Below are 26628 nucleotides of genomic sequence, written 5' to 3' on the forward strand. Positions count from 1 at the left end.
CATTTTCCAAACGACGGAAAATGGTTTCTGCTTTATTTTTGCTGTTGTTTTTTCATTTTGACAGAAAAAGCAAACATTTTTAACGCGATATTAATATTATAGGCCGCAAACACCATCAGCAAAATGCTGTAAAATGACCACATGTCACCTGGATTTTGAATGGCCATATAGGTGAACGCCACACCTACGGCAAAATAAATAATGCCCCATACGACAGGGTTTCTCATGAGAAAAAGCCTCCAATAATCATTTGCATTGTTTGAGATTGTTCTTCAATTATTTTTCTTACTGGCTCAATCTGCACAAGAATGACGAGCGAGTTCATCAGCATGTGTGCGCCGATTGGCACAATGATTCGTTTTGTTTTCGCATATAAAAAGGCAAAGGTAAAGCCCATTGCGGTATAGAGCAAGATATGTGGGAAATCATTGTGTACAGCAGCAAAAACCACTGAACTGACAAGTGCGCCAATGAAAAAATTCGTTTTTTCATAAACGACACCAAAAATGATTTTTCGAAAAATGATTTCTTCTAATATCGGTCCAATCAGAGCGATGACGATGACAAGCCATGGAACTGCATCCATAATGGCTAAAATGTTTTGAGTATTTTCGGATTCTCTGCTAATGCCAAATGCATATTGTTCAATCGCCCCCGCAATGGATTGTGCAAAGAGGGAAAGAAAGAAACCGCCAATGATCCAAGCGATTGCCGCGCCGACTGATGCCGGTGCTTCATTTCGGAGTGAAGCTTTTGGTACAGTCCGAAGGATGAGCAGAATAATGATTAGTCCAATACAGAAGCTGATGATTGTCCATGTTCCTGACAATTCAGAGAGCTCTGCTTGTGTCATCGGTGTCTGAATGTAACCTAACCACTTCATGATGAACACATACGGAAACGCAGAAAATTGCACCAATATATACGTTAAGATGATGTACCAATATTGTTTTTTCAAGTAACGAAAACCCCTTTACTAAAAGAACTAGATTTATTGTAACACAAGTCTTCTTTTTCGTTGAAAAGGAAAGAATCGGTGATAAAAAAAGATCATGAAAGCGTAAAAATTTTTAAAGGTTTTTACTTGAAATTACAGAAGACATTCTTTATTATAATAAATGTGTTAGCACTCGCTAGTGATGAGTGCTAAAAAAGACTACATATAAAAATTGAGGAGGTTGTTTCTTATGTTAAAGCCATTAGGCGATCGCGTAATCATTGAACTCGTTGAATCTGAGGAAAAAACCGCTAGCGGTATTGTCTTACCGGATTCTGCAAAAGAAAAACCGCAAGAAGGTAAAATTGTTGCAGCAGGTTCAGGTCGTGTACTTGAAAGTGGTGAGCGCGTTGCGTTAGAAGTAAACACAGGCGACCGCATTATCTTCTCAAAATATGCAGGCACTGAAGTGAAATATGAAGGAAAAGAATATTTAATCCTTCGTGAAAGCGACATTTTAGCTGTTATTGGTTAATCACATAAACAAAGATTGAGATATATTTCTAAAAAGACTGAGGAGGTTTCGTTATTATGGCAAAAGATATTAAGTTCAGTGAAGAAGCACGTCGTGCGATGTTACGTGGTGTAGATGCACTTGCAGATGCTGTAAAAGTAACTTTAGGACCTAAAGGACGTAACGTGGTTCTTGAGAAAAAATTCGGTTCTCCACTTATCACAAATGATGGTGTAACGATTGCAAAAGAAATCGAATTAGAAGATGCATTTGAAAACATGGGTGCAAAACTTGTGGCTGAAGTTGCAAGCAAAACAAACGATGTAGCTGGTGACGGTACTACGACTGCAACGGTTCTAGCTCAAGCGATGATCCGTGAAGGTCTTAAAAACGTAACAGCTGGTGCAAACCCTGTTGGCGTTCGTAAAGGAATCGAAGAAGCAGTGAAAGTAGCACTTGAAGGCTTACACGAGATTTCTAAACCAATCGAAGGTAAAGAATCAATTGCTCAAGTTGCGTCTATTTCTGCAGCAGATGAAGAAGTCGGCAGCCTAATTGCTGAAGCGATGGAGCGTGTAGGAAACGACGGCGTCATCACAATTGAAGAATCTAAAGGTTTCACAACTGAGCTTGAAGTGGTTGAAGGAATGCAGTTTGACCGTGGATATGCTTCACCATACATGGTCACTGATTCTGATAAGATGGAAGCGGTTCTTGAAAATCCTTACATCTTAATCACTGATAAAAAGATCACAAACATTCAAGAAATCCTTCCTGTACTTGAGCAAGTCGTACAACAAGGAAAACCATTATTGATCATTGCTGAAGATGTAGAAGGCGAAGCACTTGCAACACTTGTTGTGAACAAACTTCGTGGAACATTCAACGCAGTGGCAGTAAAAGCACCTGGATTCGGTGACCGTCGTAAAGCAATGCTTGAAGACATCTCTGTTCTAACTGGCGGAGAATTAATCACAGAAGACCTAGGACTTGACCTGAAATCAACTGAAATTGGTCAGCTTGGCCGTGCGTCTAAAGTGGTTGTCACAAAAGAGAACACAACGATCGTAGAAGGCTCAGGAGATTCTGCTCAAATCGCAGCACGTGTGAACCAAATCCGTGCGCAAGTAGAAGAAACCACTTCTGAATTCGATAAAGAAAAATTACAAGAACGTCTTGCAAAACTAGCTGGCGGCGTTGCTGTCATCAAAGTTGGTGCTGCAACTGAAACAGAACTAAAAGAACGCAAACTACGCATCGAGGATGCACTGAACTCAACTCGTGCAGCAGTTGAAGAAGGTATCGTATCCGGTGGTGGTACAGCACTTGTGAATGTATACAACAAAGTCGCTTCCATCGAAGCTGATGGTGACGTTCAAACAGGTGTCAACATCGTTCTACGTTCTCTTGAAGAGCCAATTCGTCAAATCGCTCACAACGCAGGTCTTGAAGGATCAGTCATCGTTGAGCGCTTGAAAAACGAAGAAATTGGCGTAGGCTTCAACGCAGCAACAAACGAATGGGTAAACATGATCGAAAAAGGAATCGTTGACCCAACAAAAGTCACTCGCTCTGCACTTCAAAACGCAGCTTCTGTAGCAGCTATGCTTCTTACAACTGAAGCAGTCGTAGCTGACAAACCAGAAGAAGGCGGCTCAGGCGGCGGAATGCCGGATATGGGCGGTATGGGCGGAATGGGTGGAATGATGTAACACCCCTCGAAAACCCCTTGAAATATAGGGGTTTTTGTTTTGTCTATTTTATTGGTTACGAGCGTTAAATGAATTGAAACTTTCACCGCTTTACATCCGTTAACTAAAGAGACAGTGATTTTTTTGGTTTTATCTAACATAAAGAGATGAGATGATTTTAAAAAGAAAAGCGGTGATCATATGGGCTTTACGACTTGGGTGGCGATTATTGTTGCACTGGCTGTCGTGTTTGGATTATTTGGATCGAAGAGGCGTGATAAATAAGAGGTTGAACCCACTTCCAGAGAGGAAGTGGGCTTTTTATTGCATATACAATATTCATGAGCTATACTAATTTTTAAAATTTATGTAAATACAATAAAAAAGAGGCGTGATAAATGAGAGAAATTTTGCGGGAGATTGGTGTGATTGCTCGTGCGCTTGATTCAATTAGTAATATTGAATTTAAAGAGTATGATTTAACGAAGGGGCAGTATTTGTATCTTGTGCGTATTTGTGAGGAGCCTGGCATCATTCAGGAAAAACTAGCGGAGATGATCAAGGTAGATCGAACAACGGCGGCCCGGGCTATTCAAAAATTAGAGCTGCATGGTTTTATTGAGAAAAAAGATGACACAGTGAATAGGAAAATCAAGAAGCTGTTTCCAACTGAGAAAGGAAAAGCCGTCTATCCAATGATCAAACGAGAACATGATCATTCAAATCGGGTAGCGCTGGATGGATTTTCTGAAGAGGAAGCGGAACAGATTTATGAGTATCTTCTAAGGGTGCGAAAGAATATCGAAAAAGATTGGGAAGATGTGAAAAAAGGCAAAAAGAGAAGCTACTAATTAAATAAGGGGGGAAGGGAACATGCATGTACCATCATTTTTTCAAGTGAAAGATATGGAGAAAATCAAATCATTTATTCAATCACATTCATTTGCTACAGTTGTGACGACAACGAATGAAAAGCCCATTGCGACACATATTCCAGTGAGTTTTCATCAAATTGGCGATTCGTATGTGATCTCAGGGCATATGGCGATTGGAAATCCTCAGTGGAAAACGTTTGAAGAGAACGAGAAGGTGCTCGTCATTTTTCAAGGGCCGCATGCCTACATATCCTCTTCATGGTATGAGAAAGAAGCCGTACCGACGTGGAATTATCAAGCTGTACATGTATATGGAAAGGCTGCACTGCTCGAAAAATCAGAACTGGTCAAGGAATTAACAGCGATGCTGGAGACATATGAAAGTCATAGAGATCAGCCAGTGTTATGGGATACGTTGTCTGAGGAACTGTTAGAGAAACAAATGAAAGGGATTGTGGGCTTCAAAATCATCATTGATGAAGTTCAAGCTGCTTTTAAGTTAAGCCAAAATCGCCATGAAAGAGATTATGCTCGCATTATTGAACAGTTGGAAGCAGAGGGTGAAGTGGAAATGGCGGCTGCGATGAAAGATTTGAGACAGAATTAAAAAGCGTTCTTACGGTGTTTTGACTCCCGTTTTTGAGACAGGGGTCAAAACATCTTTATGAAACAGCCAGTTGCCGAAACTCTGTTGGTGACTGGTTGTTTAATTTTAATTGAATTTGAATATTGTTATAATAATCCATATACTCCCTGACTGTTTTTTCTACAATGTCTGTTGTAGTGTTTGTCAGGTGTTGGAGATAAAATCCTTCTGATTTTAAACTGGTGTGGAAGGATTCGATGGAGGCATTCCCTCACGGGACATGCTCATTGTAATGCCTTTTTCTTTTATCACCTTTTGATAAGCATATGACGTGTAGACTGAACCTTGAACACTATGAAGTACGCAGCCTTTAGGCAGTGTCTGTAACTGCTTTAATGTTTCTAGAACAAGAGAAACATCTTGTTTATCACCAATCGTATAAGCCACAATCTCACTAGTATATAAATCTTTTATGCTGGATAGATAAAGTGTTTTTTGCCCAAATGGTAGATACGTTATATCTGTCACCAGTTTTTCAAATGGCTTTGTGGCAGAAACATCTTGTTTTAGGTAATTTTCTGCAGTTGACCGGCCTGTTTACGCTTTTTCACTTTCACACGACACTGTAAACCGTAGGTTTGCATAATACGTTGTACCGTCTTATGATTCATTTTTATTTCTTTCTGCAAGAGAGCTGTGTTTTTACGATAACCGTACGTATATTGATATGATTCACAAAGTGATGAAATCAACTCGATTAGTTTCTGCTGTTTTGGCTGATGGCTTTGTTTTTTCCATCGGTAAAATGAGGGTCTTGCAAACTCAAACATCTGACAAAATGCGCTGACTCATTTGATTTTTTACGGCCTTATAAATCGAAACTAACGCTTCTTTTTTCACTTCCTTTCCCATTCTATATACTTTTTTAATATGTCAATTTGTTGTTTTAGAAAACGATTTTCTGTTTTTAACTTCTCGTTCTCATCTTGATATTCAGGTCATTTCCCGTATGAATACTGCTTCCCAACTGGTTGATGAAACCGTTGGTTGTGTCCCATTCTTAATTCCTAGCCTGTCCATGATTTCTTTTGTCGGGATCCCCGCTAATCTCATTTGAACGGCCTCTTCTTTTATGCTAATCGGATAACTAACTCTTTTTCCCATACAAAAACACCTCCAAATTGTTTTCAGGTATGCTATACCCAATTTTCAACTTAAAGGTGTTTTTATTTGTCTCACTTTATGGGGTCAGTCCCCTGATGTGGTGTCTTTTTTCCAAAATCTATAAACTAACATTTTAATAATTTATCAAACATTATGCGCCTTTCTTGGTTTGATTTGTTGCCGAAATCAGCATTATTATACCAATTAATAACATTTTGTTTGTTTTGTTCTTCGTATAAATTCATGCCGTTTTTATAAGTGAAATATCCAGTTAGATAGGTGATATAATCAATCCTTGTGGGTTCTGTTAAGTCGTTATCGTTAATGAAATCTAAAGCCTTATCTAAACCTTTTAATGTCATTTCAAAACAAGCTCTTAACTGACTTGGTTCCATGTCACTTATAAATGACTCCTTTTTATCAGATGCCATAGGACTGTAATTTAAAGAGTGTCCGTCCTTACCGCTAACTATTTCAAAAGCTGAATTTAATGTAGCTAAAGGAATAGATACTTCTGTATTTTTTTGTACAAATAAATGGTCAAGTCCTACTAGCTCCAGTTTATCTCGAAAAATATTTGAGTATTCTTTATAGAAATCCAATCCTTTTATTTGTAATCGAGTAAGTTTCATTTGAATTTCAGGTACTCTACTTCCTGCCAAGTTTAGTACATCGAACCATTCAATTTGTTCTACGCCGGACAAATCTTGTGCATAATTAATGGTGTAAAAATAATTGAGAAATTTAGTTCGTATTTGGCCTAGTAAAGAAGATACATCAAATTCTGATAACAGTGGATTAGCTCTAATATATTCTGTATAGGTTCCTGGCACCTTATTGTATAAAACACCAACTGGAATTTGATTCTTCTTGATATCATTTCCTTTTAAATCGAGAAATTTTCCTCTAGTTACATCTAATACAATTTCTCTAATAGATTCATGGTTTGTATAAGCTTGGTAGTTAGTTGAAATTCTTTGCTGACCATCTATTACACTAAGCTTACCTTCCTGTAGTTCTTCTACTTCATTCCTATCTAACAATGTTACATGTGGCATATCTAAACTTTTTGATCCAGTTCTATTCATAGAAATAGGCGACACTGGCGCAAATCCATTTAATTGGAAATTATATAAATCCACCTTTTTCTTAGTAGTCCAAGCCAAATCACGCTGGAAAATTGGCATTATAATTTGCTCTGATTCAACTTCTTGGCATAATTGACTGATTGATTTCTGAATGGTTTCCTTGGTTGGGTCGTTAAATGCATTTCTTTGTAGTGCTTTATTGATTTTAATAGCCATAATTAAAAAACCTCCATCTAATAATTTAAAAGCTGCTAATTAAATAAAGTATAAAATAATATTATAATAAAGTCTATTATTTAATGCAGCTTTTAAAAAAATGTTGTTTTATAGTCTTTTTTATCAAATAATTAATCGCTGCTAAAAAAAGCAGCGATTAATTATTTCATTTGATTAAAGGAGATTCACTCTTATTCTTATAAAGCTCATAATCGTATATAAAGAAATGTGCAGTAATGCCGTACCTTGTACTAATTTAGATAATGCTATGATCACTTTTTCTACTTAAATTAACAAAGTCAAGTCATCAGGTTTCCCGTAGTAAATTTAGGGTTTAGATAATATCGAAGATATAGAGTTTCATTTGTGAGATGTTAATGATTTGGAAAAGTTAATCACATAAAACTAAATAAGGATACAACTCTTCAAGCTATTAAATAGGGCGCGATTGTTGATGTATGATTAGTGACCTGTTAATTTGGAGAGTGGAATATATAAATTGTGTGCGGATTTCTGTTCACAAGCTTTCAAAAATTTAATTTCATCATAGAATACCATGTACTTGCTTTTCTAGGACCGTGGTTTTGCTTTCTATTTTCTATTTTGAATTGCTGTTTAAACTAACTTAAAACACCGTCTGCATAGATCAAGTGTTTGGCGTAGTTCGTCATTTCTTTTTTCGAAGAGTTCATAAACTTGCTTGATCTCATGTTCGATTCGATAGGCTGCTACATAACCATCTGCAAATAATTCGAGAGCTTTGTCTCTATCATGGTTCACCATGCTTTTAATTTGGTCTACGATAAACATATCAAATTTTTTGTACTTGTAATTAATTTTGCTTTCGAATCATTCCGTTGTTTCATTTTAGTTATTCTGCTACGGACAACTTCTTCGGTACGGGTTAGAAACTCAGTCTTATAATATAGGCTGTTGTTATGTGCCGTATATTTTTGAGTTGCATCTAGCCCTGTAATAATTCAATTAATATTTGTGTGTTCCTGTCCGTGTTGTGTGTGTCTAATCGCATCCTATTTATTTAATGTGAATTCGTTCATTTGCGATTTCCGCGACTGTATGGGAGATACATTGCAGATTTCGTATAATGCTTCGCCAATGTTTCTATAATCACTGGTGATCTGGTAGTCTTCTAGATACTCATAGTTGACGTTTCTCACTCCGCATATTTGGAAGAAACGTTAGACATCTTCCTCTATCTCATTGTGTTAATCGCCTTTCGTTAGCAGTCATTGATGGACCAAATATTGTTGAGAGATTATTCGGCATTGATGCTGAATTGAAAAATGGATGTGGTATACTCACAGTACTCATTTTTAATGCCATTTAGAAATATTAGAAGCTTTTCATTAGTTCATAGAACTTTTGAGAAGCTTTTTTGTCTTTTGTGGTAATGAATATATATTTTATGGAATCTAAAATGGGAAGTAAGAATGCTAACTGTTTGAGAAATGTGCAATTTGATCAAGTAATTTAGATAATATAAAATATGAATAATGATATAATATTTCGTTCGACAAATTTTGCATTTGCCTCAACATTATGCTTTATCTCCGATAATAATAGTGAGTATTCAAAAACACTAGAACATAGATTTACATATCGCCAAAAAAATAGAGAACGTAGTTAATTATCTAGTGTTTAATAGTAAGAAACATCCCGCCAAAGGAGATGAGAAATTGATCTTAGAATTATGCCGTTCAAAATACTATGGTCATAGACATAGTGAAATATTAGCTATTGTTCGAAAACAAATCATTGGAAGTATTGAACATATAGAAAGTGAAATGTTGAGTCTTTTTTACGATTTCTTGAATAAAGAACCTTATTACTATTGGAATAGAGACGTATTTAATAAAACGGTAGAAGGTCTAGAAACTCTCTATGATGAGCATTATAGTGAGTTACAGATAACAGAAAATATACTTGAGCATTTTTTGTTTGGTCTTAATGCTTATAGACAAACAGCAGAAGTGATAAGTGATTTGAGAAATGTAAACGATAATCCAGAAATAAAAACTAGGCTTTACCGAATCCCTACTTATATTTCAATAGTTGAAGGGTGTCTTTCTAATTTATATAAGGTATTAACATTGCTGTTAGATCAAACGACCGATAAAGACTATAAATCACAAAGTAAGCTTAATCCATTATGTACAATACTTAAAAACAACGATTTTGAATTATTGGTTGTTGATGTTAATATAGATATCCGAAATGCGATCAATCATGGAGGAGTAATTTATAAAATTGTTGATGGAAGTCCTACATTAGAATTTCAATATTCTAAAAACCGAGAACAACAAATATTACATATGAAGCTATATGAGTTTGATGAGTTGATAGATCAGGTTTTTGATGTTGCAAGTGCTATAATCTTAGGATTGGTAACATACTTAAATAATCATAAAAATTTATTTCAGGTTAACTTAAAGGAAAAATTATTTATTCCGTTCTCCCTTTTAGCACTTGAACTAAGTATCCCTGAAGCTAGATGTCGTAGTATTAGTGGCTTACCAAATGACAAACAGCTTAACATTGATATGTATATTAAGAATACTGATGCCGCAAGTATAAATGAGATGTCCATCATACTTTCGTTGTTGGCTTACGAAAGATACAATGATTATGAGCAATTCATGATTTCTTTTAGCAACGAAAGGTTGCCATCAAGTTGGATAAGGTTTACTAATAATGAAGTAGAACGAATCTTATTCGACGTTAATAATATTGAAAGAGTTTTTGAGGAAGTTATTGATAGAGGGGATTACGTTGTATGGCCTCCATCGACTGAAAAAATAGACCTAAATGAAATAAAATATTTTCGCTTTCCAAATTATAAAGATGCAAGATATTCAATTAATCAAATAGAAGATGCTAGTATAACGGATAGGAAAAGACTTAAAGGGCATTTATATTTAGGAGATATAGACACTAGGGAAGAAATTATTGAAATTATCAAAAATAGTATAAATTGGGTTAAAAATTTAAAAAACGTACCATCACCAACTTTCCATGTGAAAAATGGGGAAATGGAAGCTGATTCAGTCTATTTAAATGTCTATAGAAAAGATACAAGGAAGAATAAAGCCACAGTATTAAGTAATGATAACTTTGTATGTAAAGTTGATTACAATATTGACGGGAAAACTACTTTGAAAAATGGAGGTATTGGATCTGCAATTTGGAATCAGCTTAGCAAGGAGCAACTAGATAATATATTAATTGCTTGGAATGGATCTCAATATAGGGAAAGAATGAAAGTTAAAATTAGAAGAAATGATCTTTGTCCTTGTGGTAGCAAAAGAAAGTATAAGAATTGTTGTATAAAATAACTTTATTGTCTTAATTACACATATGGTAAATCTATAGTTAGGGAAATTAAAGATAAATAATATTTTCCGTTTAAATGTATCCAAGTCTGTATTATGAATTAAACACTATCGTTTGAAAGAGTTCAAATGGCAAAGGAATACACCATCCTTTGGATAAATGTTTAACTAAATATATTAACATAATTCTTTATGTGTGTTAGTTTGTTATATTTATAATACATTAATTGAATTTATTATTCTGCAAGTCTATTTGTTCAAAAAAAGCGGTGATCATATGGGCTTTACTACTTGGGTGGCAATTATTGTTGCACTAGTCGTCGTGTTTGGATTGTTTGTATCGAAGAAGATTGATAAATAATGAAAGAATTAATCCCCACTTTCAAATAGGAGTGGGATTTTTTTGCTCATTTGAGAGTGTTTGTAGAGAATATAAATTAAGCCAAAATCGTCACAAAAAGAATGATGCTCAAATCTTTAACAGCTGGAAGCATATTAATAATTTCTTTCTTTAAAATTACATAAAAAAATCCACTATTTCCATAAAAAATCAGGTGAATTCCTTATAATAAAAGTATCTGAGAACGGGGAGTGAGTCGAGATGGACCAAAACGTGCTGCAAATGGATCAAGACAGATCAGAGAATGAATTCGCGGTTCTTAACATATCTTCTAAAGAGATTGGTGCTCTATCAAAGGGAGCAGCGGAGCAGATTTTACAAACGGGAGATACGGACCGTATTCATCAGCTGATGTACGTTCCGATTGAAAAGAAAGAAGATTTGAATTGGCTGATCCAATGTGTTGGGGAGGCCCTAAAGAATGAAGTTGGTGATGACGTTGCACTAGAAGTAGCTGATTTGCTCTATTTCTTTGTCATTCCGTATTATGGGAAGTATATGTTGAAAGATCGTCATTTGTATGAGTATATCGATCATTTGCTGGTACGATTAGCATCTAGAACTCACTCGGATATTGACACACTGATTGATATCATAAGAGAAGATTTAAATGAAAATATACAATGAAAAAAGCTTGTAGAGCGACCCTCTACAAGCTTTTTTATATCAACTTTATTCAGCTGGAACTGTTTTGACAGGCTCTTTTCTAAACACACCCATGCATCCTGCGATGAGGATTAATACAGCTGGAAGGATAAAGAACATAGAAATAGAAATAATACCACCAACAGCAGATACTAATAATAAAATCCCGCCAAGCTTTGCTTTTTTCTTCACGATAACAGATGCCACAATCGCAAGAATAGAGAAAAGCATTGCTGCCCAGCCTAATCCTGTGATTTGACTCGTACCTGATTCACTAAATGCGGCATCGAGTCCTCCAAAGGCAATGGCAAACATTGCACCAAAAAACCCAAAAATACCTCCAATTAAGCCTAAAACAAATTCCGTTGTTCTTTTCATAATACTTTCCTCCGATATGTAAATAAGAATTATTGGTACTTAAGAACCAACACAATCTTACTCATCGGCATTCTTTTCACAATGTTAATAGTTTTGTTAAAAAAAACAAGAAAATCCATAAAGGATTTTCTTGTCCAATTACTGGGCTCTCTCCCAGGTAATCTTTGTTTCGTTTGTTGTTTTCTTTCCTTTTGCCAGTACTTTTCCGTTTTCCTGTTTCACGGTAATGTTTAGGTCATAAAAGGAGTAGAGGGAGCCGAGGCTGTCATTTTCCGGTTTATGCAGGTTGTTTTCCTTTTCAGTGGATGCACCAATAGCTAGTGTTTTGGCAAAGTTCAAACCAATGACTTCAGCGTAATCACTATTGGTCTCAGATGAAGCCGTCACGTTTAAGGAAATGACTTTTTTCTTTTGATCAACGGTGATCGCTGTGTCTTTTACGAGCTTAGACTGCTCCATGACCTCTTTCGTTTCATTTTGAATGCGTTCATTAATCGTTGGAAGTGCCGTAGATTCTGTTTTTTCTTCTTTTGCCGTATTTGAGCAAGCTGCTAGGATAGAGAAGATTGCAACAAGACTCATGAAAACAAGTAGACTTTTTCTCACGTTCTTTCTCCTTTGTTCTTCAAAGTATGTATGCTTATGTTACCACGAATTGATGTTTTGATTAAAAGAGAAGTGTTGATAAGCTGTGAACAATCAAAAGCACCCAAAGTTGGGTGCTCCAGCGTGTAGACAAACCCTCGCATTCGGTGTCAGGCCTGCGCGCCGGTGCTCGCCCTTCCTAGACTGCAAAGGTTTTCTTGCACGCTGAAAAGAAGACAAAGAGCTAAAATAAAATCATTTTAGCTCTTTGTCAGCAATTTTGAAGCACCCAAAGTTGGGTGCTCGTGTTTTATTGTGCTGAAAGGGTTGTACTAAGTGGGATAGACGAAATGACCGTGAATTTTGGAGCCGGAGCACCAGATTCTAGATTTTTGCGTAAAAGAGATGATTTGACGGTGCCGTCCCATTTTTTATAGATACTTCCAGATGTATTTGCACGAAGCTGTACATTAGAGAAACTTGCTTGCGAGTAGCTGTTTGTTCCATTATCTTGTACGCCGTGTACCATTTTGACGACATCGAGGTCTTTCAGACGACTAGGGTTGAAAACAGGCTGTTTATAACGCAGTTTCCCGTTGACGTATAGTGACACTGTGCCATCACCATTGTTGATGAGCTTTAAGTTGACACGTGCACCATCTTTAATACTTGAATCGTATTCGCTGTTCCAATATTGACTGCCGCCTTGGGAGCCGGTGCCCAGAAAGACCTTATAGCCAGAAGATGTTTTTGAAATTCCGCTTTCAACAACGGCAGAGCCCAGTCCGAGATACCAGTCGGCATAGCCATTTTTAATGGTGGCTGTTTTTGGCAGCACAATATCAGCCGAGATACCTGACCATTTGGCTTCATCCGTTTGTGTCACGATGGCGCCGTGACGAGGACCAGCCGCAGAGGCGGGAATACTTGAAAGCATCAAAACGAAGGTCAAACTTACACTCAAAACGATGAACCACTTTTTCATGAAAATTCCTCCTTATCTTTGATTCATTTCTATTATATAAAACGAAAGGGGACGTCTACTTACGATGTTCTGGCTGTTTTTGGTGAAATTTATGAACAAAATCGGTCATTAAGTGGTCAACTTGTATTCGAATTGTAATGTGACTGTAAAATAACTGGGTGCATCTTCATGTATAATAGGGTCAGAAACCAAATACGGAGGATTTTTTAATGAATAAAAAGCTTATCGCGACAATCGTAACAGTAGCTAGTTTATTTTTAGCGTTTAGTTTCTCACATGGAGCAAGTGCAAAAAAAGTAAGCGGCAATATTACTTGGTATAATGGTGTCGGTAAAAAAGGCGCAGATGGAAAAAAACTCGGTCATTGGGATGCAGCAACAAAAATGGGATTTGACGTACCGAAAAAAGGTACAAAACTAAGAGTGACAACAAAAGCGAAACCACATAAAGTGATTACAGTATATAAATATGATGTAGGTAGAATGCCAAACGCAGTATTAGACGTAAGTCCGAAAGCATTCAAAGCACTTGGGTATAAAACAAGTAAAGGTGTCGTCAAAGGGCATTACACTTATTAATACATAGGCATGCAAAGAAGCGGGAAAAGTTCATTTTCTGGCTTCTTTTCTTGTGGAGAGGGTCTGAAAGTCAATGAAAAAATCAACATGGTGGATCATCACAGTGATTGGAGTCGCAGTGATTGCGGCTGTCATCTTCTTCATGATGAAGCCTGGGCAAGAGGCAAAACATGCAGGAAATGTGAAAACAAATCAAGATGCAAAAGACGAATTGCTTGTTTCTTTTACGGATCAAAAGTTAAACAATACTTATTACTTGCATGACAAGGCGCTTCATACAGAAAAACTGACAGCATATCCTTCAATTGCTTATGATCAGGCGAAACAGCTTTTATACTACACGTATACAGATGAAGACACACAAAAAGTAAGTATACGGGAATTGAATGTGAAAACGGATAAAGAAAAAACGCTCTTTACGAGTGACAATTCAATCGACAGTATGAGACTTTCTGGTGACGGAAAACAGTTATATCTAAGGTATAACAAGGATTCAGGTGAGCAATTTTATGTAGCGTCTTTTGATTTGAAAACACAGAAAGTGAAAGTGTTATATCCAGAAAAAAGTGATGATGATACGGTGAGTTCTTTTGCTTATGATCCAGCATCAAATCTGTTGGCCATTCAGCATTATTCGTTAAAAGAGGATTATAAAAAGACGGATGAGGCAAATGAAAAAGGAATGGATCCTGAACCAACGACCATGAAGATTACCCTTCAAACAGGTGAGAAGGGTAAGCGAATTGCACGTATTTCTCAAACCATCAATGATATTTCTTTTTCACCAGATCATAAAAAACTCATTTATACAGAAGTGAAGGTTCGAAATGAAAAAGAAGTATCATCTATTAAGGTGATGGATGTAGATACAGGAAAAACGAAGACACTCGTTAAAAACAGCCAAGATGTGCGTATTTTAAGTGCTGCCCAGCCGCAATTTTCTGCGGATGGTACATCTGTTTATTTCTTAGGTGTTGCAAAGAACGCAAAGGAATTAAAGGATGACACAGGACGAAAGGCGAAGGTCAGAACCATTTTTGAATATGATATTAAGAAGAAAACAGTAGAAACCGCTTGGGAGAAAGAAGGCGGGATTGTTAACAATTTCACTGTCAATCGGTAAAAGATGCGCGTTCAGTTATTTTATATCACTGGACGTTTTTTTATTTTGTCATGGGATGTGTCGGTGAAAAATGCGGATTTGTGAAATGAACATCACTTTTTAAGCAAGGAAATGAGTGGTATTTTGATATTTTGCTACTGTGACAGAATCAGCGTAAGAGAGTAAAGTAAGTGGAAATAAAAAAACGAGAGGACAGAAGACTTCTCGTTTTCTCTTATTTATTTATTGTTTTCATCTAGTAAGTTTTGAAAAATAAACAAGGCATTAATGGAATGAGGGAATCCTGCAACCTTTGTACAGTGCTTAATGATCTCCATAATCTCTATAACAGAGAGCCCGATATGTAATGCTTGTACAAAATGAGCTTTTAACTCTTCATCACAATCACCTTTTGCAATGAGAGCCGATAATGTGCTGATGGCCTTCTGTTTTTCATCTAATATGAAGTGATTGAATTCTTTTTGTTCACCGAGTTCAATTGTTAGTTGTTCAATGTTTGATCGAATGCTCTCGTTTTCATGAATTGAAAGCTTCTCCCTGTTACCTGCCACTGTTTCTTGCTTGACCTGGCAAGTCTCTTTTTCTTCATTCAAATTGAACTCCTCCGTTTTTTATGACGATTTTCTATTTGTTCGTGCATGGTTTCTTAAGTGCCTTTTGATAGAGGTAATGGGTATATAGTAGTATTATCGGTTTACTTCGTCAACTTTTTAAGTGTGGAATGTTCAAATAAATGCCATTCATGCGATACATTGTTCGTTTTTTCTCATGGAGATTGAAAAGAAAATAGAGGGCTAATAAATAGAAGCTGTTAGCCCTTTTTCACATTACGCAATTAACAGAGAGGAGGTTTCATGTTTACTAAATGATATCCATCGGCCGCATCATGTCATAATCCTCGTGTTCTAAAATGTGACAATGCCACACATATCGTCCGCTATATGGGACAAACCGAGCGATGATGCGAATGACTTCACCGGCATGCGCCTGAATCGTATCCTTGTAACCTTGTTCATGCAAAGGAGGCGCTTCATTTGGTCCCGTGTACACGATTTCACCTGTCGATTGATAGATGTCTGTATCGAATGGTCTTCTATCAATCACTCGAAATTGAACAAGATGTAAATGAATAGGGTGTGTACCTCTTGTTGGATTAACGATGTTCCATACCTCTACACTGCCAAGTCGAGGATTTTCCGTGACAGGATCATTCCAAAACTGGTTATCTAGTAATAAAATCGGGCGCCCATATTTATCTTGTGTGCCAGTAAGGGTTAGCGTCCGCTCGTTATCAGCTCGGCTCGGCCGGAGCGGTGGCAGTGGTTTGAATATCGGACGTAACGTTTTAGCTGCTCTTCCTTTGAGCGGACGAGTGACTTTAAATTGCATAATGTTTGCATCTGTTTCTGGATTGACTTCTTGACCGCAGCCTGCCGTATTTTTTAAAACAATCGTTTTGTTTTTGTAAGCTGAGAAGTCGATGATGACATCAAAACGTTCAGCAGGTGCAATGCTAAAAGATTGGTGATGAACAGGTCTTGGCAAAAAGCCGCCATCAGATCCAATTTGTAAGATTGTGGCGTCGTTATCTAGATGAAGCTCGTAAGTTCTTGTATTGGACGCGTTTAAGATACGAAAACGATATTTTCGCGGCTCTACTTCTAAATATGGCCATACTTTTCCATTGACTAAAATCGTTTCCCCGCAAAAAAATGGCACGATGGAGGGATCTGGAAGGTCACTATCTTCTGGTGTGTTATTTGGTCTACTTGGGTAAAACAGTGCGCCATCCTCCTGAAACGTCCGGTCCATGATCATTAAAGGGATATCATATTCATCTTTCGGTAATTCGAGCGATTTTTCAAACGCATCTGAGATCAAATAAAAGCCAGCTAATCCGGCGTATACATTTAATCGTGTCAATGCCATGGCATGATCGTGATACCACAATGTGCATGCTTGCTGGTGATTAGGGTATTCGTAAACCTCTCGTTCAAAGAAGGGACCGGTTGCTTCAAAGTCTCGCGAAAACCAAGCCTCTGGATAACCGTCACTGCTTGCAGGTGTCACGCCCCCATGCAGGTGAACGACTGTTTTGACTTCGGGTTCATCATGATGTCCAGCGTGAATGGTATGATCGACAGGCAGGAAGTGTTTCAGCGGCAATTTGTTCATCCATTTCACTTTGACCTTTTCATTTCGATTCGCTTTAATGGTTGGACCAGGTAAACTGCCATTATAGGTCCATAGCTTGGTTGGGGGCAGATCTCTATGAACTTTTAGGAACACCTCCTCCATAGCGATTTCATAATACGTTTGTCTTGGGTTTTTTTTGACGGGCTCTGCGACTTCTGGAATTGGCAGCTCGTCAACAAACTTTTCTAGGTTCATGTTGACTAATCCTCACTTAAAATCAATTTGATACATTATAAGTGCGGACATCCAAATAGGTGAATAAAATAAAAAAAACCGCTTTTCAGCGGGAAAAATTAAGGGTGTTTATTTTCAAGCGCTGCACTTGCAGGCACTTTTTTGTTTGGTTTAAAGATGAAGTAGGCGGCTAGTACACTGATGGTAATGATGCTTGTCAGTATGAGCTGAGGTCTCATTGATTCGATAAACAGCATAGAGGTCAAGATGGCGCAGATGACCAAAATGGTAAAGTACGTAAGGTATGGGAACAGCCACATTTTGATTTTAAGTTGTTCTGGATTTTCTTTTTCAATTTTACGACGCATTCTTAATTGTGAAACGGCAATGACCAAGTAGACAAGAAGTGCAATGGCACCAGAGGCATTGACTAGAAATAGAAAGATGGTTTCAGGGTAAAAGTAGTTCATCATGACGGCAATATAGGAAAAGAAGGTACCAGCGACTGTAGCTGCTACAGGGACACCGCGTTTGCTGATTTTCATAAAACGTTTTGGTGCTTCGCCTCTTTCTGCTAATGAATAAAGCATTCTGGACGTTGTGTATAGGCCGGAGTTTAAACAAGAAAGAACGGCTGTTAAAACAATGACGTTCATGACTTGAGCGGCTGATGGGACACCGATGTATTCTAATACTGCAACGAACGGGCTTGTTAAAATATTCGCTGAATTCCATGGGAGTAACGTGACAACGACAGCGATCGACCCGACGTAGAAAACAATAATACGCCATACAACTGAACGAGTAGCTGTTGTCACAGATTTGACAGGGTCTGCTGATTCACCTGCGGCAATTGCCACAATCTCGGTTCCCATGAATGAAAAGATGACAACGACAATCCCGAGGAGCACAGAGCCGAACCCGTTTGGAAGGAAACCGCCATTCCCCGTTAAATTGGCAAGACCTGCAGTATGATGACCGCCAAAACCAAAAATAAATGCAAAACCAATGAGTAGGAATAGAATAATGCTGACGACTTTAATCAATGAAAACCAATATTCAAATTCGCCGAAAGATTTAACAGAAAAGATATTTGTCAAAGTTAAGAGGATTGTGAGGATAAGACTTGTGAGCCAAACAGGTGCATCTCCATACCAATATTGAATAATGGCAGCACCGGCAATGGCTTCAATGGCGATGACGATGACCCAGAAGAACCAGTAAAGCCAGCCGATTGTAAACCCAGCCCACGGGCCGATGGCGTCGCTCGCATATTGTGAGAAAGAGCCGCTTGTCGGATAGGCACATGCCATTTCTCCAAGCATTCTCATAATAAAGATGACCAGAAGTCCGGCAAATGAATAGGAAAGAATCGATCCAGGCCCTGCAGAATGAATGACAGCACCACTACCAACAAATAGCCCTGCCCCAATGACCCCGGCAATGGAGATCATTGAAATATGTCTTGTCTTAAGGTTTTTTTGAAGACCGTTTGTCATGTTGGACATTTCTTTACCTCCAAACATTTCTCTTTTATTCGAGAGTTTGTTTTTAGAATATTTTAAATTTTATCATACTGAATTGTCATTCAGCATTGGACAGGTTATCAAACTGACATTTCAAACCTCTTAACATGATGTTAAAAAGTATAAAGGATTTGAGAGATTATGTTCCCTCATTTTCCTCTGCCCATTCTTAAAAATAGCATAAGAAGGAAGAAAGAAAAGTTGTGTTTTAAAATAAAACTATTCTGACAATTGTATGGTAGAGTGATTTTGTTCTTTTTCATTTTTCGGGGTGGTTTTGAAAAACGTTGATGGGAGTAGGTCTTGAGGTCAATTGACCTTATAAAAATAAGTTTGCTTAGGTCAACACATTTCCATGTATCCTATTTTGCTGATTCAAGCGAATCATGTTGCTGTAGACCCACACGGGCTTGGCTTTGTAAGATAAATATAGAAAAGTAATGTGTGAGGAGGCGCTGTTCGGTATGGAGCGCTACAACGAATTAAGACAAGGTGAAACAGGTGCTTGGGTCAGCATTATAGCCTATGTGATTTTATCTGCTGTCAAACTGATCATTGGGTATGTGTTTCATTCAGAAGCCCTTTCCGCAGATGGCTTGAATAATACGACAGATATCATTGCTTCGCTTGCCGTATTAATTGGGCTGCGTATTTCTCAGAAGCCACCTGATGAGGATCATCCATACGGTCATTTTAGAGCTGAAAATATTGCCTCACTTGTAGCTTCCTTTATTATGATGCTTGTCGGGCTTCAGGTTTTGCTGAGTGCAGGCCAATCGCTTTTCTCATCAGAGCATCAAACGCCTGATATGATTGCAGCTTGGACGGCAGCAGGAAGTGCTGTTGTGATGTATGGCGTGTATATGTATAACCGTAAACTGTCTAAACGAATTAATAGCCAGGCGCTATATGCGGCAGCGGCTGATAATAAATCAGATGCTTATGTGAGTATCGGGACGTTTGTCGGAATTATCGCCTCTCAATTTCAGCTGGCGTGGGTTGATACGCTTGCTGCGTTTGTGATTGGCTTAATTATCTGTAAAACGGCGTGGGAGATTTTCAGAGATGCGTCTCATTCGTTAACGGACGGTTTTCATATAAAAGATATGTCTAAATATAAAGAGACGATTGAAGCGACACCAGGAGTGGGCGATTTGAAAGACATTAAAGCTCGTTATCTTGGAAGCACCGTCCATGTGGATGTGGTCGTTGAAGTAGAACCGCATTTAAACATCGCAGAAAGCCATGATATTGCAGATGAAATTGAACGCAGAATGAAGCAGGAACATGATATTCTACACTCTCATGTTCATATGGAACCAGCAAGTGAACCTAAAGAGGAGCAGAAGTCTTTTCCGTCGTGAGAAGGCTTCTTTTTTCTACGTGTTGATGTTTCATGCAAATGCGTGTTGTATGGTAAAGTTAGACTATATGAAAATTGACGGAAACGTGATAGGAGGATCAGGATGGCATTTGATGAACCAATGCATTCAGATTTACAAAAAATCGTAGATAACATCAATAAAGTGATGGTGGGGAAAAAAGATATTGCGATATTAAGCCTTGTTGCGATTTTGGCGAAGGGGCATGTGCTATTAGAGGATGTGCCTGGCGTTGGGAAGACCATGATGGTTCGTGCTCTGGCAAAATCCATTGGGTGTGAGTTTAAGCGAATTCAATTTACGCCTGACCTTTTGCCTTCAGATGTAACAGGTGTGTCGATTTATAATAAAAAGACAAACGAGTTTGAATTTAGACAAGGACCGATTATGGGGCAGATTATTTTGGCTGATGAAATCAACCGAACCTCTCCTAAAACACAATCAGCCCTTCTTGAAGCGATGGAAGAAGGCAGTGTCACAGTAGACGGAGAAACGATGCCGCTGGCAGATCCTTTCTTTGTGATGGCTACGCAAAATCCAGTGGAGTATGAGGGAACCTATCCACTTCCAGAAGCGCAAATGGACCGCTTCTTATTTAAGCTACAGATGGGGTATCCAACCATGCTGGAGGAGCTTGAGGTGCTGAATTTGCAGGAGAAGCAATCGCCAATTGACACGCTTCAGGCAGTCATGACAAAAGATCATATCCATGCTTTGCAGCAAGCGGTTCAGACCGTACATGTGGATGCGTCGATTAAAGAATATATTGTCGAAATCGCCCAAGCGACGAGAAATCATCCGTCTGTCTATTTAGGCGTGAGCCCAAGGGGTTCAATTGCATTGATGAAAGCGGCTCAGGCGTATGCGCTGTTGAACAGGCGGGATTATGTGATTCCTGATGATGTACAGTATTTGGCGCCTTACACATTGCCGCATCGCATGATTTTGACATCAGAAGCAACGTATGAAGGGAAGAAGGCGGAGACACTGCTACGACAGATGATTGAGCATATTGGCGTACCAGTTCAAAAGTCGATGACTCAATGAAGTCACGTGACCGTTTCGCTTTTTCACTATGGTTACGGGTGTTTATGCTCTTTCTCCTCACGGCAGCAGCCTTTTGCTATGCCATGTTTCAGGGCGGCTTTGTGAGCTGGTTCCTTTTTTATGCATTTTCACCATATGCTTTGTATGCTTTGCTGTTTGCCCTTGTTCCACTTCGTGCAACAGCCAAAAGGACATTACAGCATACCCGGTTAAAGGCAGGGGAAGTGCTGTCTGTTGACCTTGAAATCAAGCGGACGAATTTATTTCCGTACGTGTACGCCATACTTGAGGATGAACCGCCGGATACCTTCCATTTACAGGAACAGATTGAAATGAAGCGAATGATCTTTCCATGGTTTCGGAAAACGTGGCGATTTTCGTATCAATTCAATGACATTGTGCGGGGAGAGCATCAGTTGACGGCGATTAGAATCAAAACGGGTGATATGTTTGGGTTTGTTGAAAAAGAAGTGATTCTTCCACTAGAGAAAAAATTGCTTGTGTATCCGAAAATGTTGGATATTCCGGTTGAATCTGCTGCATCGGTGAATGAAAATGGAGGCAAAGCGGTGCACTCTTGGTTAAATGAACCGACAAATGTGACGACAGGTGTGCGTGAATACCAGCAAGGAGACCGTTTCGCTTGGGTGGACTGGAAGACAACAGCTAGAAGAGGTCAGCTTATGACGAAGGAGTTTGAACAGAATCAGACAAAGGATTTGGTGGTGTTTGCTGATTTTACAGATGAAGCCGCTTTTGAAACGATTGTGTCTATGACCGCATCGGTTCTGCAAACGGCTGTGAAAAAAGGGGTGCCGGTAGGCCTTGTCCCGCTTGGGGATCAGCACTTATTTCGAGTGGATCAAGGAGAGTGGCATTTACAGGACATGCTCTACTATTTAACAAAGGTGCAGTATCTGCCTTCTCGTTTACCTGATTATCAATCATTAACAGCGAGTGAGCACCAGCAGACAGGAAAGTATGTGATGACAGGTCATCTGCAAGAAGAGCTTGCTGCCATTTTACTTGGGAATCGAAACAGAAAGAACATCACCGTTCTTTTAGTGAAGAGAGCCGTTGATCGATTGACGGCAAAAGAAAAACAGCTTGTGGACCGGCTTAAAGCTTCTGGGATACACACGACCCTTTTATTTGAGGACCGGCTGCATGAAAGAACTGTGAGGTGACAAACATTTATGCTGCATATGCATCAGCGGCAAAGCCGTTTTGAGTTGTTCATCTATTATGCTGTCGCATTTCTGCTACTTTGGGAGTGGCTTCGTCCGCTTCAAGATTTTACAGAGACGAGTCATACGTCTTATTTCATCATTTTTATAGGGCTTACGTGTTTGTTTACGTTCTTTCGATTGAAGTGGTATGTGACGTTTCCTATTTGTGCTGGATTGATCTTGCTCGCATTATATTTGATTTTTTATCAATCAGAGCCAAGTTATCTGCCTGCGCTGTTTGCTGATATTAAAGATAATATTTCTTTGATGAGCATGGGCATGTGGAGTGACATGTATCCGTCTTTCCGCACATTGTTGTTTTATATTTTGCTTTGGCTACTTGTTTATTTACTTCATTATTGGGTTGTGTATCAGCAGCGTATCTTCTTCTTTTTACTGATGACGATTGTATATGTCACGATTCTTGATACGTTTACGCCTTATGATGCGACTTTTGCGATCGTTCGAATTATGGTATTTGGCTTTTGTTTACTTGGTCTGCTCTATTTCGACCGGCTTCGTTCGGCTGAAGGTGTGCGGGTGTCACAGAAAGCGCGTCTCAATTGGTTCTTACCCATGCTGGCGCTTGTTCTTGTATCAGCATCACTCGGTGCGTCTTTGCCAAAATCTGATCCGAAATGGCCTGACCCAGTCCCGTTTTTTAAAGCGGTCACGAATCAAGATGGTTCCGCTGGACAGAATAAGGTGGGATATAGTGCGGATGATTCGTCGCTTGGGGGACCGTTTAGTGAGGACCGTACACCGGTATTTAAATGGAGCGGAAAAGAGCCGTCTTATTTTCGTGTAGAAACAAAAAGTATTTACACGGGGAAAGGCTGGGAGGATGCTTCAAATGATACGAAACCTACTCGGTTAAAAGGGAGTGATGTGCCGAACCGGTGGTTTACCAATCGCGTGAAAACAGAGGAGCATGAAATGAGAGTCGATATGGAATCAGATTATCGATTTAATCATGCTGTTTATCCGATTGGTACGGTTATGCTGACGCCAATGGAAAACATTCCACTGCAAATGATGGGCAAAACGGAGAAAATTGTACCGTCTACTCAAAACCCGCCTAAAAATTTAGGGAACTATCGAGTCAGCTTCTTATCACCTACATTTATCCTAGAGGATTTACAGCGGATCAAAGTACCGACCAAGCAGCAAGTGAACCAGCAGGTCGGACGTGAATACTTGCAGCTCCCATCCTCGCTGCCAGAGCGTGTGAAAACATTGGCGAACAGCTTAACGGAAACGAAGGATAATATGTATGATAAAGCAAAAGCGATTGAGGATTATTTAGGATCTGCGAAGTTTTCATATGAAACCCAAAATGTCGCTGTACCTGGGCGTAACGAAGACTATGTGGATCAGTTCTTATTTGATACGATGATTGGCTATTGTGATAACTTTTCAACCTCGATGATTGTCATGCTTCGCTCGATTGGAATTCCGGCGAGATGGGTGAAAGGATATACGTCTGGTCAGTTATATGAAACACAGATGGATGGAAGCAATGTGTATGAAGTGACCAATAACAATGCCCATTCATGGGTAGAGGTGTATTTTCCAAACCGTGGTTGGGTGACTTTTGAACCGACAAAAGGGTTCACGAACCCAGAGACATTTACGAATGAAACCACGGCTAACAACGACCAAACAGATGATCAAGAGGATGAAAAAGATCAGCCCGCATCTGATCAACAAGAAAACGAGCAGACACAGCAGCCGCAGCAACAAGAACCAGAACAGGCGGCAAAACAAGAGGAACAAGCAGCTAAAGCAAAGCCAAGTATGGTTCATGTTGGTTCAATCTTGGGCTACGCAGCAGGTGTAATTGTCTTTCTTGGTTTCATAGGCTGGATGCTTTACCGGTTCAGAGCAAGATGGCTGCCAATCTTTATTGTGAGAAAGGTAAAACGTTTGCCAGATGAGGAAGCTTTTTTTTACGCATATGCTGCTCTATTAAAACAGCTAAGGCGCAGAGGGATCGAGAAAAAGCCAGGCATGACGCTAAGAGAATTCGCTTCTTTGATCGATGACAAGGAAGGAGATCATCACATGTCTGAGCTAACGCAGTTCTATGAGCGGGCGCTCTACAGGCGAGAAGATGCGTCGGCGCTTTGGCAGCAGTCGGCGAAGTTATGGGAAAATTTAATAAACAGGAGATAGTCTTGACCCCGTACCTTCCTGTTGTTAGAATAGGTGAATATTAAAACCTTCTAAAATACATGAAATTGAAGCGTTCGGATGTGAGTCTGGGCGCTTCAAAAGCGTGATTTACACTGAGAGCAGGTTTTCTCCTCTCATTTTTTCTGTGCGTTTATAAAAACTATATTGGACATAGAGGTGACACCATGACAAATTTAGTAAATGAAATGATTTTGGTTCTCGATTTCGGTAGTCAGTACAATCAGCTGATCACTCGCCGTATTCGTGAATTTGGTGTGTACAGTGAGCTTCATCCGCACACTTTAACTGCTGAAGAAATTAAAGAAATGGCGCCGAAAGGAATCATCCTTTCTGGTGGACCGAACAGTGTATATGATGAAGGATCTTTCCGCTGTGACGAAAAGATTTTTGATCTAGGCATTCCAGTTCTAGGCATTTGCTACGGCATGCAGCTGATGACTCACTATTTAGGCGGGAAAGTAGAAGCGGCTAGCCAGCGTGAATATGGGAAAGCAGACATCCATATTAACGGAACACCTGCTTTATTCAAAGACCTTCCAACGGATCAAGTCGTTTGGATGAGCCATGGTGACCTTGTCGTTGAAGTACCAGAAGGCTTTACAGTTGATGCAACAAGTGCACATTGTCCAAACTCAGCGATGAGCTTAGCTGAGAAGAATTTCTATGGCGTTCAGTTCCACCCAGAGGTACGTCACTCTGAGTACGGAAATGATCTATTGAAGAACTTTGTCTTCGGCGTATGTGACTGCGATGGCAAATGGTCAATGGAGAACTTCATTGAAATCGAAATGCAGAAAATCCGTCAAACAGTAGGCGACAAACAAGTATTGTGCGCACTAAGCGGCGGTGTAGATTCATCTGTTGTGGCGGTATTGATCCACAAAGCCATCGGCGATCAGCTGACATGTATTTTCGTTGACCACGGTCTTCTTCGCAAAGGCGAAGCAGAAGGGGTAATGAAAACATTTAGCGAAGGTTTCAACATGAACGTGATTAAAGTAGATGCGAAAGATCGCTTCTTAAACAAGCTAAAAGGTGTGTCTGATCCTGAGCAAAAACGTAAAATCATCGGTAACGAATTCATCTATGTATTCGATGACGAGGCGGACAAGCTAAAAGGAATCGACTACTTAGCACAAGGAACTCTTTACACTGACATCATTGAGAGTGGAACAGCAACGGCACAAACAATCAAATCTCACCACAACGTAGGCGGTCTTCCAGAAGACATGCAGTTTGAATTGATTGAGCCACTTAATACGCTATTCAAGGATGAAGTCCGTGCTCTAGGGTCAGAGCTAGGTATTCCAGACGACATCGTATGGAGACAGCCATTCCCAGGCCCAGGACTAGGAATCCGTGTACTAGGTGAAATTTCTGAAGAAAAACTAGAAATCGTCCGTGAATCGGATGCGATTCTACGAGAAGAAATTGCCAACTTCGGCCTTGAGCGCGACATCTGGCAATACTTCACTGTCCTCCCAGACATCCGCAGCGTAGGTGTCATGGGTGACGCAAGAACATACGATTACACAATCGGTATCCGTGCTGTTACGTCTATTGACGGTATGACGAGTGACTGGGCAAGAATCCCTTGGGATGTACTTGAGAAGATCTCGACTCGTATCGTGAATGAAGTGAAGCATATTAACCGCGTGGTGTATGATATTACGAGTAAGCCGCCTGCTACGATTGAGTGGGAATAGCTATAATAGAGCTAGAAACCTTTGTGTATCAAGGGTTTCTAGCTCTTTTTTATGTTG

At 39.2% G+C, this 26628-nt stretch carries 22 protein-coding genes and 1 pseudogene; 13 read left to right on the top strand and 10 right to left on the bottom strand.

All coding sequences use genetic code 11. From position 1 onward, the window contains the following. Positions 1-32: 32 nt before the first annotated feature. The gene (locus MHI41_RS03025; RefSeq protein WP_017366710.1) at positions 33-227 is read right to left on the bottom strand and encodes a YdiK family protein; all 195 of its coding nucleotides are present in this window, start codon (positions 225-227) and stop codon (positions 33-35) included. Then, positions 224-958: a CPBP family intramembrane glutamic endopeptidase gene (locus MHI41_RS03030; RefSeq protein WP_342494528.1), complete on the bottom strand. Its 735-nt coding sequence runs from the start codon at positions 956-958 to the stop codon at positions 224-226. The genes MHI41_RS03025 and MHI41_RS03030 overlap by 4 nt, the downstream gene beginning before the upstream one ends. Positions 959-1187: 229 nt before the next feature. Here MHI41_RS03030 and groES point away from each other — a divergent pair, with 229 nt between their 5' ends. From groES to MHI41_RS03050, 4 genes are all read left to right on the top strand, one after another. Beyond that, positions 1188-1472, top strand: coding sequence for a co-chaperone GroES (groES, locus tag MHI41_RS03035; RefSeq protein WP_003214120.1), 285 nt, complete (start codon positions 1188-1190; stop codon positions 1470-1472). A 56-nt stretch (positions 1473-1528) separates the two neighbouring features. After that, the gene (gene groL, locus MHI41_RS03040) at positions 1529-3163 is read left to right on the top strand and encodes a chaperonin GroEL (protein WP_007496015.1); all 1635 of its coding nucleotides are present in this window, start codon (positions 1529-1531) and stop codon (positions 3161-3163) included. Between the two features lie 377 nt (positions 3164-3540). Next, entirely contained in the window at positions 3541-3993 is a 453-nt protein-coding gene (locus MHI41_RS03045; protein ID WP_008344363.1) for a MarR family transcriptional regulator, read from the top strand. A 22-nt stretch (positions 3994-4015) separates the two neighbouring features. Beyond that, positions 4016-4624, top strand: a complete 609-nt coding sequence (locus MHI41_RS03050; protein WP_342494529.1) for an FMN-binding negative transcriptional regulator — start codon at positions 4016-4018, stop codon at positions 4622-4624. A 55-nt stretch (positions 4625-4679) separates the two neighbouring features. On the opposite strand, the pseudogene MHI41_RS03055 reads toward MHI41_RS03050, so the two are convergent. Next, positions 4680-5767 (bottom strand): annotated as a pseudogene (locus tag MHI41_RS03055) (IS3 family transposase). 125 nt (positions 5768-5892) lie between these two features. Continuing rightward, complete coding sequence (locus tag MHI41_RS03060) at positions 5893-7071, bottom strand: DUF262 domain-containing protein (RefSeq protein ID WP_342494530.1); 1179 nt, start codon at positions 7069-7071, stop codon at positions 5893-5895. A 1697-nt stretch (positions 7072-8768) separates the two neighbouring features. Here MHI41_RS03060 and MHI41_RS03065 point away from each other — a divergent pair. Both MHI41_RS03065 and MHI41_RS03070 read left to right on the top strand, forming a co-directional pair. Continuing rightward, positions 8769-10424: an SEC-C domain-containing protein gene (locus tag MHI41_RS03065; protein ID WP_342494531.1), complete on the top strand. Its 1656-nt coding sequence runs from the start codon at positions 8769-8771 to the stop codon at positions 10422-10424. A 598-nt stretch (positions 10425-11022) separates the two neighbouring features. Further along, the gene (locus tag MHI41_RS03070) at positions 11023-11448 is read left to right on the top strand and encodes a hypothetical protein (RefSeq protein ID WP_249855795.1); all 426 of its coding nucleotides are present in this window, start codon (positions 11023-11025) and stop codon (positions 11446-11448) included. A gap of 45 nt (positions 11449-11493) precedes the next feature. Here MHI41_RS03070 and MHI41_RS03075 read toward each other — a convergent pair whose 3' ends face one another. The 3 genes from MHI41_RS03075 to MHI41_RS03085 all read right to left on the bottom strand — a co-directional run bounded on the left by MHI41_RS03075 (position 11494) and on the right by MHI41_RS03085 (position 13414). Further along, positions 11494-11844 carry a DUF4064 domain-containing protein gene (locus MHI41_RS03075; RefSeq protein WP_008344359.1) on the bottom strand — a complete coding sequence of 117 codons (351 nt, stop codon included), beginning with the start codon at positions 11842-11844 and terminating at the stop codon, positions 11494-11496. A 138-nt stretch (positions 11845-11982) separates the two neighbouring features. Then, entirely contained in the window at positions 11983-12450 is a 468-nt protein-coding gene (locus MHI41_RS03080; RefSeq protein WP_241511776.1) for a hypothetical protein, read from the bottom strand. A gap of 289 nt (positions 12451-12739) precedes the next feature. Beyond that, positions 12740-13414, bottom strand: coding sequence for a hypothetical protein (locus tag MHI41_RS03085; protein ID WP_342494532.1), 675 nt, complete (start codon positions 13412-13414; stop codon positions 12740-12742). Between the two features lie 209 nt (positions 13415-13623). Here MHI41_RS03085 and MHI41_RS03090 point away from each other — a divergent pair, with 209 nt between their 5' ends. Together MHI41_RS03090 and MHI41_RS03095 are read left to right on the top strand one after the other, a co-directional pair. Further along, entirely contained in the window at positions 13624-13992 is a 369-nt protein-coding gene (locus MHI41_RS03090) for an RlpA-like double-psi beta-barrel domain-containing protein (RefSeq protein ID WP_003213878.1), read from the top strand. A gap of 73 nt (positions 13993-14065) precedes the next feature. Next, on the top strand, positions 14066-15115 hold the full coding sequence (locus tag MHI41_RS03095; RefSeq protein ID WP_342494533.1) for a hypothetical protein: 1050 nt from the start codon (positions 14066-14068) through the stop codon (positions 15113-15115). 218 nt (positions 15116-15333) lie between these two features. On the opposite strand, the gene MHI41_RS03100 is transcribed toward MHI41_RS03095, so the two are convergent. The 3 genes from MHI41_RS03100 to gabP all read right to left on the bottom strand — a co-directional run bounded on the left by MHI41_RS03100 (position 15334) and on the right by gabP (position 18993). After that, positions 15334-15708: a carboxymuconolactone decarboxylase family protein gene (locus MHI41_RS03100; protein WP_007496965.1), complete on the bottom strand. Its 375-nt coding sequence runs from the start codon at positions 15706-15708 to the stop codon at positions 15334-15336. Positions 15709-15976: 268 nt separating this feature from the next. Next, positions 15977-17506: a multicopper oxidase domain-containing protein gene (locus MHI41_RS03105; RefSeq protein ID WP_342494534.1), complete on the bottom strand. Its 1530-nt coding sequence runs from the start codon at positions 17504-17506 to the stop codon at positions 15977-15979. 98 nt (positions 17507-17604) lie between these two features. Continuing rightward, positions 17605-18993 carry a GABA permease gene (gene gabP / locus MHI41_RS03110; RefSeq protein ID WP_342494535.1) on the bottom strand — a complete coding sequence of 463 codons (1389 nt, stop codon included), beginning with the start codon at positions 18991-18993 and terminating at the stop codon, positions 17605-17607. Between the two features lie 482 nt (positions 18994-19475). On the opposite strand from gabP, the gene MHI41_RS03115 reads away from it, so the two are divergent. The 5 genes from MHI41_RS03115 (at position 19476) to guaA (ending at position 26571) form a co-directional block, all read left to right on the top strand. Further along, positions 19476-20375, top strand: a complete 900-nt coding sequence (locus tag MHI41_RS03115) for a cation diffusion facilitator family transporter (protein WP_008344349.1) — start codon at positions 19476-19478, stop codon at positions 20373-20375. Between the two features lie 102 nt (positions 20376-20477). After that, the gene (locus tag MHI41_RS03120; protein WP_017366721.1) at positions 20478-21440 is read left to right on the top strand and encodes a MoxR family ATPase; all 963 of its coding nucleotides are present in this window, start codon (positions 20478-20480) and stop codon (positions 21438-21440) included. Beyond that, entirely contained in the window at positions 21437-22627 is a 1191-nt protein-coding gene (locus MHI41_RS03125; protein WP_342494536.1) for a DUF58 domain-containing protein, read from the top strand. Before MHI41_RS03120 ends, MHI41_RS03125 begins: the two co-directional genes overlap by 4 nt. Before the next feature lie 9 nt (positions 22628-22636). Further along, positions 22637-24844, top strand: a complete 2208-nt coding sequence (locus MHI41_RS03130; protein WP_342494537.1) for a transglutaminaseTgpA domain-containing protein — start codon at positions 22637-22639, stop codon at positions 24842-24844. Positions 24845-25029: 185 nt separating this feature from the next. Continuing rightward, entirely contained in the window at positions 25030-26571 is a 1542-nt protein-coding gene (gene guaA / locus MHI41_RS03135; RefSeq protein ID WP_008344342.1) for a glutamine-hydrolyzing GMP synthase, read from the top strand. The last annotated feature ends 57 nt before the right edge of the window (positions 26572-26628 follow it).

This window comes from Bacillus sp. FSL M7-0307 (assembly GCF_038627835.1).
Classification (GTDB): Bacteria; Bacillota; Bacilli; order Bacillales; family Bacillaceae; genus Bacillus; species Bacillus altitudinis.